An 11,988-nucleotide genomic window follows, 5' to 3' on the forward strand; every position below is an offset into this window, starting at 1 on the left:
ACCCGGCCGTTTCGGCGTCCGGCGGGGCCGGACGCCGACGTGCTGCGGGCCTGGGATCAGGCGCTGCAGGAGGTGGTGCTGGTGGTGGAGGAGCAGGTCGAGGTGGAGGAGCAGCTCGTGGAACCGGCGAGCACGACCTCGCTGGCGTCCGAGTAGTCCGAGATCTCGAAGGTCTCCGACTCGAGCTCCAGGATCTCGTCGGCGAGGGCGGCGAGGGTCGACTTGTCAGCCATGGTCACTCCTGAGGTGAGGACACCACCGGGCTTGTCCCGGGGTGTTCGGCCCCTTCATTGGATCGGTCGCCACTGACGCATCCAGGTGCCGTCCGCTGTCAGGGCGCTGTCGTCGGATGACAGCGGCGTGACAGCGGCCGGCCGGCCGTGCGCCGGATCATGTCCGGGTGAGCACTGCGGCGATCGTCCCCTCGGACAAGTACGGGCCCGTCCTCGGGCGGTTGGACACGGTGCTGCGCCCGCTCACCGTCTTCGCGATGGACCTGCACCAGCATCCGGAGCCGTCGGGCGAGGAGTCCCGCACCGCGGCCCGCCTCGCCGACGCGCTGACGGCGCAGGGGTACGCGGTGACGCGGGGCGTCGGCGGCCACGGTGTGGTCGGCGTCCTGACCAACGGCGAGGGACCGCGCGTCTATCTGCGGGCCGAGCTGGACGCCCTGCCGATCCGGGAACGTACCGGCCTGCCCTACGCCGCCCAGGGCCCCTTCATGCACGCCTGCGGTCACGACCTGCACGTCGCCGCCGTGCTCGGCGCCGCGACCCTGCTGGCCGGTGCGCTGCCGCACTGGCGGGGCACGGTGGTGGTCGTCGGCCAGCCGGCCGAGGAGACGCTGACCGGCGCGCGGGCCATGCTGGAGGACGGCCTGTACACCCGCTTCGGCCGCCCCGACGCGGTGCTCGCCCAGCACACCGCCCCCCTCCTGGGCGGCATGGTGGCCCACGGCTTCGGACAGCCCGTGCTGGCCGGCAGCGTCCAGCTGGACGTCACCCTGCACGGCCGGGGCGGCCACGCCGGGGCACCGCATCTGACGGTGGATCCGGTACTCGCCGCGGCCGCGGTGGTGCTACGGCTTCAGGGCGTCGTCTCCCGCGAGAGCGCACCCGCCGAGCAGATCACCGTCACCGTCGGCCGGATCCACGCCGGCACGCACAGCGGCGTAGTACCGGACAGCGCGACGCTCGGCATCACCGTGCGCGCGCTGTCCCAGGGGTCCCTGGACCGTGCCGTGGCAGCCGTCGAGCGAGTCGTACGCGCCGAGTCGGCCGCGTCCGGCTGTCCACGCGACCCCGACATCACGATGGCCTCGCGATCGCCCGCCACGCTCCCCGACGGGGAGGTGACGGCGGTGACGCGCGAGGCCCATCGCGAAGTGCTGGGCGCCGAACGGGTCGTGCCGTGGGCACCGTCGATGGCGACGGAGGACTTCGGCCTGTACGGCGACGCCGGCCAGGAGATCCACGGCTGCGCCGGGGTCCCGTTGGGCTACTGGATGGTGGGGGTCGTGGGCCCACGCCAGTGGGCGGCCACCAGCGGCGCGAACGTCACGGAACGGCTCGCGTCACTCCCCCCGAACCACTCCCCCGAATTCGCCCCGCACCTGCCCAGCGCCCTGCCTTCGGCGACGAAGGCGATGACGACGGCGGCCCTCACACTCCTGGGCCACCCGTCCGACTCCACGCCGGAGACGGTGAACTGATCCCGACGGCCGTTGCCCTCCTCCCTGCATGCTCCGCTCGACCCTGGGTAGGCGCCGTATCATCGACCCGTCGATGGACGGGTCGATGGATCTGCACAGGGAGGGGCTGGGAACTATGACCGCGACCGCGATGTCGAGCACGCAGACCGGCGTCGAGCAGGCTGCCGCCGGCGAACTGCCCGAGGTGGCCGACCCGGCGAAGGTCGCACCGAAGGACGCGCGGTCCTTGTCGAAGCAGTTCTTCGAGCGGCTCGCGGTACTGGAGGAGGGCACGCCCGAGTACCAGTACGCACGCAACACGCTGATCGAGATGAACACCTCTCTTGTCCGCTATGCGGCCGGCCGCTTCCGCAGCCGCGGGGCGGACGAGATGGAGGACATCGTCCAGGTCGGCACGATCGGGCTGATCAAGGCGATCGACCGGTTCGAGCTGTCGCGCGAGGTGGAGTTCACCTCGTTCGCCATCCCCTACATCGTCGGCGAGATCAAGCGGTTCTTCCGTGACACGTCCTGGGCCGTGCACGTGCCGCGCCGCCTCCAGGAGGCCCGTGTCGAACTGGCCCGCGCCACCGAGGAACTGCGCTCCCGCCTGGACCGCATGCCGACGGTCAAGGAGCTGGCCGAGTTGATGAACCTCTCCGAGGAGGAGGTCATCGAAGCCCGGATCGCCGCCAACGGATACAACTCCGCCTCCCTGGACGCCACGCTCGGCGGCAGCGAGGAGGTCGAGGCGGTGCTGGCCGACTTCATCGGCACCGAGGACGCCGCCATGGAGCTCGTGGAGGACTTCCACGCCCTGGCCCCGCTGATCGCCGACCTGGACGAGCGGTCCCGGCAGATCATCCACTGGCGCTTCGTCGAAGAACTCACCCAGGCTCAGATCGGCGAACGCCTCGGCTGCTCACAGATGCACGTCTCCCGTCTGCTCTCCCGCACCATCAAGCGCCTGCGCAAGGGCATGCTCGCCACCAACTGAGCCCCACAGGAGGCCGCGCCCTCGGTCCCGCGGCCGGTTACAGGAACCGGCGTACGGGGAGGACCGCGGCCTCCCGCACACGCTCCAGCAGGGCGCGGCGCCTCCAGCGGGCCGGGTCCATGGCGACGCTGCGTTCGAGGTCCGCGTCGAAGTCCCGGTCCAACCCGGCGGTGAAGTCCTCGTCGAGGACGGCGAGCATGACTTCCTCGTCGTGTTCCATGGAGCGGCGGTTGAAGTTGGTGGAGCCGATCAGCGAGGCCTGGCCGTCCACCGTAATGATCTTGGCGTGCATCATGGTCGGCTGGTACTCGCAGATCGAGATGCCCGACTCCAGCAGCCGCTCGTAGTGATGCCGGCCGGCGAGCCGGCAGGCCCGCTGATCGGTGTGCGGGCCGGGCAGCAGGATCTCCACCGTCACTCCGCGCCGCGCGGTCGCGCACAACAGGTCGACGAAGTAGGTGTCCGGGGCGAAGTAGGCGGTGGCCAGCCGGAAGCGCGACTCGGCGGAGGTGAGCACGACCCGGATCAGGGTCTGCATGTCCTGCCAGCCGAAACTCGCCGAACCGCGCACGACCTGGACGCCGGAAGCGCCGGGCTGCTCGTGCTCGGTGAAGCGGTCCCTGTCGTCGTAGAGCTCGTCGTGGCATTCGGCCCAGTTCTGGGCGAAGGCGGCGGCGATGCCGTCCACGGCCGGCCCCCGCACCTTGACGTGCGTGTCCCGCCACTCGTCCGGGTTGCGGGCGTCGCCGCACCACTCCTGCGCGATGCCGACGCCACCGGTGAACGCCGTGTGTTCGTCCACGACCAGCGCCTTACGGTGACAGCGGTGGTTCTGCTTGAACGGCGACAGCCACAGCGGCTTGCGGAACCAGGCCACCTGGACACCGGCCGCGTCCATCTCGTCCAGCAGGTGCTGCTCTATCTCCTTGGCGCCGAACCCGTCGAGCAGCAGCCGTACCCGCACCCCGCCCCGGGCACGTTCCGCGAGCGCGGCGGCGAAGTCACGGGCGATCCGGCCGCGCCAGTACACGAACGTCATCAGGTCGATGGTGTGCTCGGCGGTCCGGATCGCCTCCAGCATCGCGGGGAAGATCTGGTCACCGTTGCGCAGGGCGACAAGCTCGTTCCCTTCGGTCGCGGCCACACCGAGCAGCCGCTCCAGGCGACGACGGAGCCGCAGGGTGCCTACCGGGGCTGCACCGGGGCGTTCCTCGGCGACGGTCATGCGAGCGTCCAGGCAGCGGGAGCCTGCCCTCCGGGCTCCCCGACGGGCGCCGAGACCGGCTGTGACATCGCCTTCCTCCTTCGATCCGCCCCACGCGGGACAAGCGGGCAGCCTAAACGGCACGACCCCACACGTCCATCCGCGCCGAACGCCAGGCGCCGTGCCTTACTCACCGGACGGGCGCGCCGAACCACCGGGACAGCTGACCGATCGGATTCCCCTGATCCTCGCCGATCCAGGCCACATGACCGTCCGGCCGCAGCAGCACGCCGGGTACGTCCAGTTCCCCGCCGGCGTCGTTGACGTGGTCGACCCGGCCTTCCCAGCCCGCCGTCGAGGACCTGCCGGTCTGGTCGAGCAGCAGTCCACGGCCGCCGCGCATGAGCTCGTAGAGGCGCCCCTGCTCCAGCTTCACGTCCCGCATCCGCCGGCCGAGCAGGTCATGCCCCGCACCGAAGTCGTAGCGGATCCCGAGGGCGATGACCTTCTCGATCAGGTAGCGGTTGACGTGCTCCAGGTCCATCAGTTCCGACAGCAGCCGGCGCACCGCCTGCGGACCCGGCTCGGTGGACAGCGGCTCCATCTGTGCACACGTGTTGTCCAGCACGTCGGCGGCCACCGGGTGCCGTTCGCCGTGGTAGGTGTCCAGGAGACCCTCCGGCGCCCAGCCGGCGACCTCGGCGGCCAGTTTCCAGCCGAGGTTGAACGCGTCCTGGATGCCCAGATCGAGTCCTTGCCCGCCCATCGCCGGATGGATGTGCGCCGCGTCGCCTGCCAGCAGCACCCGCCCGACCCGGTAACGCTCGGCGAGCCGGGTCGCGTCGCCGAAACGGGAGAGCCAGCGCGCCGAGCACACACCGAAGTCGGTGCCGGCGACGACCCGGAGTCGCTGCCCGACCTCCTCCAGGGTCGTGGGCCGCGTCCGGCAGTGAGGCGGCGCTCGGCCGCCCTGCGTGCACCCGGGTGACATCGGACTGACCCGACAGGGGGATGCGGCGGCGTGTCGCTGGGACAGACGGGTGGAGCGATGACACGGCTGGGCGGCCCGGATGGTGCGCGGCAAGGGAGTGGCTAACGGTGGTTCATGTCGAGGCCGGGTTCATTCCAGTTGATGACGTGTCCGCTGCCCGGCCACGGCGGAAGGACACCGATATGCGTTCTGCCCGCATTCTTCTCGCCACGGCGGCCACCTCCGCCGCGCTCACCTTCGCCACGCCCGGCGGCGCTTTCGCCGTACCGGCCGAGGACTACGGCGGCCGCGACGACTCCTCGTACAGTAAGGAGCACGACAGCGGCTCCGGCCACGACTACGACAAGAGCTCCGGCGATCACGACAAGTCATACAGCAAGGACTACGACAAGGACAGCAACCACGACGGACCGCGTGGCGGAATGCACACCGGCGGTGGCGCACTCGCCGCGGTGCAGGGCGGTGACGACTGGAACTCGAGCCACGGCGACAGCCACGAGGAGTCCTACAAGGACAAGGACGAGGATTCCTACAAGGACAAGGAGGGCGGTCACGGCAAGGACAGCTGGGGCGGCGGTGGGGACCACGAGAAGCCGCGCGGTGGTATGCACACCGGTGGGGGCGGCCTCTCCTCGCCCGGCGTCACCACGGGTGGACTGGCCATTCTCGCCGTCGGCGCCACCGGTATGTACGCGCTGCGCCGCAAGAAGGCCGCCGACCAGGCGTCCTGACCGGTTCCGCTCTCCTGGGACGCGGCCGCCGCCGGCGCACACCGTGCCGGCGGCCCGCGCCGCTCCCGAGCTCCGAAGCCCGTGCTGTCGTGCCCGAGTGAGGTGATGCCCGATGACAGCAGGTCCCCCCTCCACGCCCCCCGCCGAGCGGGCGACGGACGGTCAGCACGCCGGCCGCGGCGGGCGGCTGACCCTGTGGGGAGTGGCGATCATCATCGTCGCCGTCAGCGTGTTCGGCGACAACCAGCAACCCGACAGCACCCCGCAGGCCTCCCGTTCCCCGGGCTCGTCCGCGGCGCACACGGACTCACAGCGCAGCGCGCGGCCGCTGCCCCGCTCCACGCCGATCCGGCTGCTCATCCCGAGCATCTCCGTGGACGCCCCCTTCACCTCTCTCTCCGTCAGCGACACGGGCCAGCTGGAGCCGCCGCCCGCGGCCGACACCAATCTCGTCGGCTGGTACGCCAAGGGCGTCACGCCCGGCGAGGTGGGGGCCGCGATCATCGCCGGGCACGTGGACACGGCCACCTCGGCGGCCGTCTTCGCCGAGCTCTACGAACTCCGGCCCGGGGACCGGTTCTCCGTCGACCGGGCGGACGGACGCAAGGCGGACTTCGTCGTGGACGACACGGAGACCTTCCCCAAGGACGATTTCCCGGACACGCGCGTGTACGCCGACACGGACCGCCCCGAGGTCCGGCTCATCACCTGCGCGGGGGACTACGACCACTCGGTGAAGGACTACACCGAGAACCTGGTGGTCTTCGCCCACCTCGTGTGATGCGGCCGCGCCGTCCCGTACGGGCCGGCGCGGCCCGTCCCGCGCCGAGGCTCGCGCGGTGAAGGCCGGTGGGGACGCGGTTCCCCTGCACGTGTCCACGGAGCCACGGCGGCTGGGTTTCCCCGCACGCGTCCGCGGCGCCACCGCGGCTCGGTGCAGGGCCGATTGAGGGATTGGCGGTCGGCGGGGACGGGCAGGGTGCCCAGCAGAACGTGGCATGAACACGCCCACCTTCCCCCACAGGAGGCCGACCTTGCACGCACGCACGTTCGTCCCCATCCTCGCCGCCGCCTTCGCGGCCACCCTGGCCACCGCGGGCCAGGCACACGCCGCACCCACGGACGCCGACGCGCCGGTCCTCGCGGCGCGCGTCGTCACCTACGACGCCAGTGCGTCGGCCGAGTTCAGGGCCGCCGTCGACCGAGGCGCGGCCATCTGGAACCAGAGCGTGGACAGCGTCGAGCTGCGCCCGGCCGCAGCCGGGCAACGCGCCAACATCCGTGTCCTGGCCGACAACGGCTGGCCCCGGGCTCTCACCACCTCGCTCGGCAACGGAACCGTCTACATCGGACGGCAGGCGGTGAACCAGGGCTACGACACGGTCCGCATATCGGCTCACGAACTCGGCCACATCCTGGGGCTGCCGGACCGCAAGCCCGGCCCCTGCACCAGCCTCATGTCCGGTTCGAGTGCGGGCGTGTCGTGCACGAACCCCTACCCCGACACGGCGGAGAAGGCGGAGGTCGAGGACAACTTCGGTCTGGCACTCGCGCCACCGGCAGGCGTGACGGCCGGCATGGTGGTCGACTGACACACCGGGGCGCGGGGGCGGACCGGCCGTCCCCGCGCACTCCGCGGCCGGACCGTGGGTCAGCGCGGGGCGCGGGCGGAGGCTCCGGGGCGGGTGAAGGCCTGCCGGGGAGTGAGCGCGCCGTGGCCGCCAGGGCAGACGATCACGGCCTCGACCGCTTCGCCGCAGTCGCGGTGGCGGACCTCCAGGGGCGGGCCCTCCGGGTCCGCGGTGTATCGGTCCCCCCACTGCTTGAGCGCGATCATCGCGGGCCAGAGGTCCCAGCCCTTGGGTGTGAGCCGGTACTCGTACCGCGTCCGGCTGCCGGGCTCGCGATACGGGGCGGTCTCCAGGATTTCGGCGTCGACCAGCTTGCGCAGCCGGTCCGCCAGCACCGCCTCGGACAGTCCCATGTGGCGGCGGAAGTCGTCGAAGCGGCGCACGCCGTTCATGGCGTCGCGCAGCACCAGCAGCGACCACTTCTCGCCGACGAGCTCAAGGGTGCGCTGCACCGTGCAGTTCTCGGTGCTGGTCTCCAGCCAGGTCATGCGCTCATCGTAGGCTGGCTTCGGCATTGACATCCAGAGGTGCGGCTGGCTAGCTTCGAATTCCATAGTCAGTTAGTCCGGAGGAATCGCCCATGGCCAGGTCACGCACGTTCGAGTGGGAGGACCCCCGGGTGTCCGCGGCGGCGGTCGGCCGGGCGAGCGGTCTGGAATTCCTCCAGGACGTGCTGGCCGGCCGCCTGCCCGCCCCGCCCATCGCCGCGACCCTCAATTTCAGCCTGGAGGAGGTCGAGGCGGGCCGCGCGGTCTTCGCCATGGAGCCGGGCGAGGAGCACTACAACCCCATCGGCAGCGTCCACGGCGGTGTCTACGCCACCCTGCTCGACTCCGCCGCCGGCTGCGCCGTGCAGACCGTCCTGCCGGCCGGCATGGGCTACACCTCGCTCGACCTGACGCTGAAGTTCCTGCGCCCGATCACCGTCGACACCGGCAAGGTACGCGCCGTCGGCACCGTGCTCAGCCAGGGCCGCCGCACCGCCCTCGCGCAGGCGGAACTGTTCGACGCCACGGACCGGCTTCTCGCCCACGCCACGAGCAGCTGCATGCTCATCCCCGTACCCGGCCGTTAGGTCCGCCGGCTGCCCCTCGCGTGCCGACCTGGGATGAGGTCACGATCAGCGGCCACGGGGGGGAGATGCGCGGAGAACCTGCTGGCGGTGCCTCAGGGGCCCTTGGGAAAGGCGTGCCTCACGCCGCTGATCACTGCCGCATCGGCGGCGATCAGAAGCGCCAACGCCGCCCAGGTGATCGACGCCGCCCCGAGACCCGCGAGCAGAAGGCCCCCGATGAAGCCGCCGAGCGCGATGGACGCGGAGAAGACAGTGATGGTGATCGACTGCGCGACGTCGGAGGGCGCTCCTGTCGCGTTGATCGCGCTGCCGACGCACAGACTCGGCGAGCTGCCGAACGCGAACCCCCACGCCGCGACGGCGGCGTGGACCAGCACCGGCACACCGGAGAACACGGCAAGGACGAGCACGCAGAACGCGAACAGCAGGGTGCTCCCCACCACGAGCTTGCGCAGGTGCTGGTCGATGTGAGTGCCGATCCACAGTGATGGGTCAGGGTCGATGTGGAAACGGGCGCCTCGAAGGTGCCACAGCTCAGGTCGCCCTCCGACCGGGCCAGCTGGGACACCAGCATCAGGCGCACCCGGTCCCCGTCCGCGCAGCGGCACGAGGGCGGGCCACGGCGTCTCACATCGTGATATCCATTTTCCGGAGAATAAGACAGCTGAGATCGTTGACATGCCCGTACGGTTCGCACGGTCTTTCAGCGAGGGGGACGTGTTGCGGAGGTCCGGGCCCACGCGACCGATCCTCCACCTCGCGCGAAAGACCGAGCAATGCCCGCACCAGCCACCGGCGCACCCCAGACGCCCGTCAATCCCAGGTCCCGCGTCCTCATCGCCAGCCTCATCGGCACGACGATCGAGTTCTACGACTTCTACATCTACGCGACCGCCGCCGTGCTGGTCTTCCCCTCTCTCTTCTTCCCGAGCAGTGACCCCACCACGGCGCTGCTCGCGTCCTTCGCGGTCTTCGGCGCCGCGATGGTCGCCCGCCCCGTCGGGGCCGTCTTCTTCGGACACCTCGGCGACCGGCTGGGCCGCAAGCGGACGCTGGTCATCTCCCTGCTGACCATGGGCGTCGCCACGTTCCTCATCGGCGTCCTGCCCACCTACGCACAGGCCGGCTGGATCGCCACCGCGCTGCTCGTGCTGATGCGACTCGCGCAGGGCTTCGCGCTCGGCGGCGAGTGGAGCGGTGCCGCGCTTGTCGCGACCGAGAACGCCCCCCGCGGCAAGCGCGCCCTGTACGGCACCTTCCCGCAGCTGGGCGCGCCGCTCGGCTTCATCATCGGCAACGGCCTGTTCCTGATCATCGGAGCGCTGCTGCCGTCCGCGGCGGGCGCCGACCCCACGCAGCCCTCCGACGCCTTCGTCGACTGGGGCTGGCGCATCCCGTTCCTGTTCTCGGCCGTGATGGTCGTGATCGGCCTGTGGGTGCGGTCGCGGCTCGTCGAGTCGGCGGTGTTCTCCAGGACCCGCGAGGCCGGGAAGGTGCGCAAGCTGCCGCTGGCCACCGTGGTCCGCGGCCACTGGAAGCAGCTGATCCTCGGCACATTCATCATGCTGGCGACGTACGTGCTCTTCTATCTGATGACCACGTTCTCGCTGAGCTACGGACGCACCGCGAAGGACGCCGCCGTGCCCGGCCTGGGCTACAGCTACACCACGTTCGTCCTGATGATGATCTTCGGCGTGCTGTTCTTCGCCGCGTTCACCCTCGTCTCCGGGCCGCTCGCCGACAAGTACGGACGGCGCGCGACCCTGATCTGGGTCACCGCCGCGATCGTGGTCTTCGGACTGGTCTGGGTGCCCCTGATCGACCTGGGCACGCTCGGCGTGGTGCTGTGGCTGGTGCTCGGCTTCACCCTGATGGGCATGACGTTCGGCCCGATGGGCGCGCTGCTGCCCGAGCTCTTCCCCACCAGCGTGCGCTACACCGGATCCGGCATCTCGTACAACGTCAGCTCGATCCTCGGGGCGGCCGTCGCGCCGTTCATCGCGGTGGCCCTGTGGGAGATCGGTGACGGCTCGCCATGGCTGGTCGGTGTCTATCTCTCCGCGATGGCGGTACTGACGCTGACCGCGCTCCTGCTCGGCAAGGAGACCAAGGACGTGTCCCTGGACGAGGGTGAGACCACGTCCGCCGACGACGGCGACCGCGCCGTCGTGTCCTCGGCGTCCTGAACCGGCGCGGGCGGCGAGTCGCGGCTCCGCGGCGGATCACGCCTTGTCGCTCTCCCTCATCACCAGCTTGTTGAGCCCCCACAGCCCGACTCCGATGGCCAGCAGCACGCCCGCCCGGATGTACACGTCCGCGGGGCGGTCCGAAAGGGGGCTGGCCAGGATCAGGCAGGTGACCGCGCCCAGCACCGGCAGAGCCGTCGGCGTACGGAAGTGCGGGTGCTCCACGGGGTCGCGGCGCAGGACCAGAACGGCGATGTTGACGACGGCGAAGACACACAGCAGCAGGAAGGCCGTGGTGTCGCCGAGACCCGCGATCTCTCCGGTGGAGACGAGTCCGATGGCGAGGAGCGACACGAAGGCGATGCCGACGACCGGAGTGCGGCGCCGCGGGAGTACGCGGCCCAGTGCGCGCGGCAGGATGCGCTCGTTGGCCATGCCATAGCACAGGCGGGAGGCCATCATGATGTTGATCAGCGCCGAGTTGGTGACCGCGAACAACGCGATCAGCGCGAACAGTTTCGGCGGGAAGTTCAGGCCGCCGGCTTTGACGACCTCCAGCAGCGGGCCACTGGAGCCTTCCAGCACGCGATAGTCGACGAGCAGCGAGGAGACCAGGGCGACCAGCACGTAGATGGTCCCGGTGACGGCGACGCCCAGGAAGATGGCTCGCGGAAAGGCGCGCACCGGATCCTTGGTCTCCTCGGCCATGTTGACGGAGTCCTCGAAGCCCACGAAGGCGAAGAAGCCGAGGGCGGTCGCGCCCAGCACGCTGGTGAGCAGCGCGTACCCCGTGCCTTCCGCCTGGAACTCGCCGAGCCGGGAGGGCTCACCGTCACCGGTCAGCACCGCCCACGCACCGATCGCCAGGATGACGAGCAGGCCCGTCACTTCCACGAGGGTGAGGACCACGTTGGTCTTCACCGACTCGGACACGCCCCGCAGAGCCAGAGCCGCGAGGGCGAGGATGAAGAGGATCGCGATGAAGGTGGGCGGGAAGAAGTCGGTGAACTCGGCGAAGTAGTCACCGCTGAAGGCACGGGCCGCCGCGCTCGCCGAGGACAGGCCCGAGCACATGACCATGAAGGCGACGATGAAGGTCAAAAAAGGCACTTTGAAGGCCTTCTGGGTGTACAGCGCGGCCCCGGCCGCCTTCGGATACTTCCCGACGAGTTCCACGTACGAGGCGGCCGTCAGGATCGCCACGAAGAAGCCGATGACGAACGGCAGCCACAGCGCCCCTCCGACCTTGCCGGCGACCTGACCGGTGGTGGCGTAGATACCGGTGCCGAGGATGTCACCGATCACGAACAGCAGCAGCATTCTGGGCCCGATGGCCCGCCGTAGCGGAGTACCGTCCCCTCCCTCCGGTGAGGCGACGGCGTCACTTACGGATGAGGACACGAGGACTCCCCCTGAGGTGTGGGTGCCGAACAACGTCTCCTGTGCCCGGCATCCCGGCCAGGCATGCGAAGGAGGCGCCGTC

General features: G+C 70.4%; 12 protein-coding genes and 1 pseudogene. 7 read left to right on the top strand and 6 right to left on the bottom strand.

Annotated features, from left to right (window positions below):
- Window positions 1–56: 56 nt before the first annotated feature.
- Window positions 57–233 carry a thiazolylpeptide-type bacteriocin gene (locus ACFV6X_RS30175; protein ID WP_053760578.1) on the bottom strand — a complete coding sequence of 59 codons (177 nt, stop codon included), beginning with the start codon at window positions 231–233 and terminating at the stop codon, window positions 57–59.
- A gap of 167 nt (window positions 234–400) precedes the next feature.
- Between ACFV6X_RS30175 and ACFV6X_RS30180 the strand changes: the two genes are divergently transcribed.
- Together ACFV6X_RS30180 and ACFV6X_RS30185 are read left to right on the top strand one after the other, a co-directional pair.
- Window positions 401–1,711: an amidohydrolase gene (locus tag ACFV6X_RS30180; protein ID WP_385388816.1), complete on the top strand. Its 1,311-nt coding sequence runs from the start codon at window positions 401–403 to the stop codon at window positions 1,709–1,711.
- A 130-nt stretch (window positions 1,712–1,841) separates the two neighbouring features.
- Window positions 1,842–2,687, top strand: a complete 846-nt coding sequence (locus ACFV6X_RS30185; protein WP_385388942.1) for an RNA polymerase sigma factor SigF — start codon at window positions 1,842–1,844, stop codon at window positions 2,685–2,687.
- Between the two features lie 37 nt (window positions 2,688–2,724).
- On the opposite strand, the gene ACFV6X_RS30190 is transcribed toward ACFV6X_RS30185, so the two are convergent.
- Window positions 2,725–3,912: a phosphatidylserine/phosphatidylglycerophosphate/cardiolipin synthase family protein gene (locus ACFV6X_RS30190; RefSeq protein WP_385388818.1), complete on the bottom strand. Its 1,188-nt coding sequence runs from the start codon at window positions 3,910–3,912 to the stop codon at window positions 2,725–2,727.
- A gap of 169 nt (window positions 3,913–4,081) precedes the next feature.
- A pseudogene (locus ACFV6X_RS30195) lies at window positions 4,082–4,837 on the bottom strand (FAD-dependent monooxygenase); the annotation flags it as partial.
- A 227-nt stretch (window positions 4,838–5,064) separates the two neighbouring features.
- Here ACFV6X_RS30195 and ACFV6X_RS30200 point away from each other — a divergent pair.
- From ACFV6X_RS30200 to ACFV6X_RS30210, 3 genes are all read left to right on the top strand, one after another.
- Window positions 5,065–5,613, top strand: a complete 549-nt coding sequence (locus ACFV6X_RS30200) for a hypothetical protein (protein WP_385388820.1) — start codon at window positions 5,065–5,067, stop codon at window positions 5,611–5,613.
- Window positions 5,614–5,725: 112 nt separating this feature from the next.
- Window positions 5,726–6,394, top strand: a complete 669-nt coding sequence (locus ACFV6X_RS30205; protein ID WP_385388822.1) for a class F sortase — start codon at window positions 5,726–5,728, stop codon at window positions 6,392–6,394.
- A gap of 253 nt (window positions 6,395–6,647) precedes the next feature.
- Window positions 6,648–7,205: a snapalysin family zinc-dependent metalloprotease gene (locus ACFV6X_RS30210; RefSeq protein WP_385388824.1), complete on the top strand. Its 558-nt coding sequence runs from the start codon at window positions 6,648–6,650 to the stop codon at window positions 7,203–7,205.
- A 59-nt stretch (window positions 7,206–7,264) separates the two neighbouring features.
- Here ACFV6X_RS30210 and ACFV6X_RS30215 read toward each other — a convergent pair whose 3' ends face one another.
- Window positions 7,265–7,732 carry a winged helix-turn-helix transcriptional regulator gene (locus tag ACFV6X_RS30215; RefSeq protein WP_385388826.1) on the bottom strand — a complete coding sequence of 156 codons (468 nt, stop codon included), beginning with the start codon at window positions 7,730–7,732 and terminating at the stop codon, window positions 7,265–7,267.
- A gap of 92 nt (window positions 7,733–7,824) precedes the next feature.
- On the opposite strand from ACFV6X_RS30215, the gene ACFV6X_RS30220 reads away from it, so the two are divergent.
- A complete protein-coding gene (locus tag ACFV6X_RS30220; RefSeq protein ID WP_385388828.1) occupies window positions 7,825–8,319 on the top strand; it encodes a PaaI family thioesterase in 495 nt (164 codons plus the stop codon).
- A gap of 92 nt (window positions 8,320–8,411) precedes the next feature.
- Here ACFV6X_RS30220 and ACFV6X_RS30225 read toward each other — a convergent pair whose 3' ends face one another.
- Window positions 8,412–8,759 carry a hypothetical protein gene (locus ACFV6X_RS30225; RefSeq protein ID WP_385388830.1) on the bottom strand — a complete coding sequence of 116 codons (348 nt, stop codon included), beginning with the start codon at window positions 8,757–8,759 and terminating at the stop codon, window positions 8,412–8,414.
- 336 nt (window positions 8,760–9,095) lie between these two features.
- Here ACFV6X_RS30225 and ACFV6X_RS30230 point away from each other — a divergent pair, with 336 nt between their 5' ends.
- Window positions 9,096–10,505, top strand: coding sequence for an MFS transporter (locus ACFV6X_RS30230; protein WP_385388832.1), 1,410 nt, complete (start codon window positions 9,096–9,098; stop codon window positions 10,503–10,505).
- Between the two features lie 36 nt (window positions 10,506–10,541).
- On the opposite strand, the gene ACFV6X_RS30235 is transcribed toward ACFV6X_RS30230, so the two are convergent.
- Window positions 10,542–11,825, bottom strand: a complete 1,284-nt coding sequence (locus ACFV6X_RS30235) for an APC family permease (RefSeq protein WP_385388834.1) — start codon at window positions 11,823–11,825, stop codon at window positions 10,542–10,544.
- Between the last annotated feature and the right edge of the window lie 163 nt (window positions 11,826–11,988).

This window comes from Streptomyces sp. NPDC059861 (genome assembly GCF_042731435.1).
In the GTDB taxonomy this organism is placed as follows: domain Bacteria; phylum Actinomycetota; class Actinomycetes; order Streptomycetales; family Streptomycetaceae; genus Streptomyces.

Excerpts from the sequence above, each read along its gene's own strand:
- ACFV6X_RS30220 (WP_385388828.1), top strand. The coding sequence starts at position 7,825 with ATGGCCAGGTCACGCACGTTCGAGTGGGAGGACCCCCGGGTGTCCGCG.
- ACFV6X_RS30175 (WP_053760578.1), bottom strand. The coding sequence starts at position 233 with ATGGCTGACAAGTCGACCCTCGCCGCCCTCGCCGACGAGATCCTGGAG.
- ACFV6X_RS30185 (WP_385388942.1), top strand. The coding sequence starts at position 1,842 with ATGTCGAGCACGCAGACCGGCGTCGAGCAGGCTGCCGCCGGCGAACTG.
- ACFV6X_RS30230 (WP_385388832.1), top strand. The coding sequence starts at position 9,096 with ATGCCCGCACCAGCCACCGGCGCACCCCAGACGCCCGTCAATCCCAGG.
- ACFV6X_RS30190 (WP_385388818.1), bottom strand. The coding sequence starts at position 3,912 with ATGACCGTCGCCGAGGAACGCCCCGGTGCAGCCCCGGTAGGCACCCTG.
- ACFV6X_RS30215 (WP_385388826.1), bottom strand. The coding sequence starts at position 7,732 with ATGACCTGGCTGGAGACCAGCACCGAGAACTGCACGGTGCAGCGCACC.
- ACFV6X_RS30205 (WP_385388822.1), top strand. The coding sequence starts at position 5,726 with ATGACAGCAGGTCCCCCCTCCACGCCCCCCGCCGAGCGGGCGACGGAC.
- ACFV6X_RS30200 (WP_385388820.1), top strand. The coding sequence starts at position 5,065 with ATGCGTTCTGCCCGCATTCTTCTCGCCACGGCGGCCACCTCCGCCGCG.
- ACFV6X_RS30235 (WP_385388834.1), bottom strand. The coding sequence starts at position 11,825 with ATGCTGCTGCTGTTCGTGATCGGTGACATCCTCGGCACCGGTATCTAC.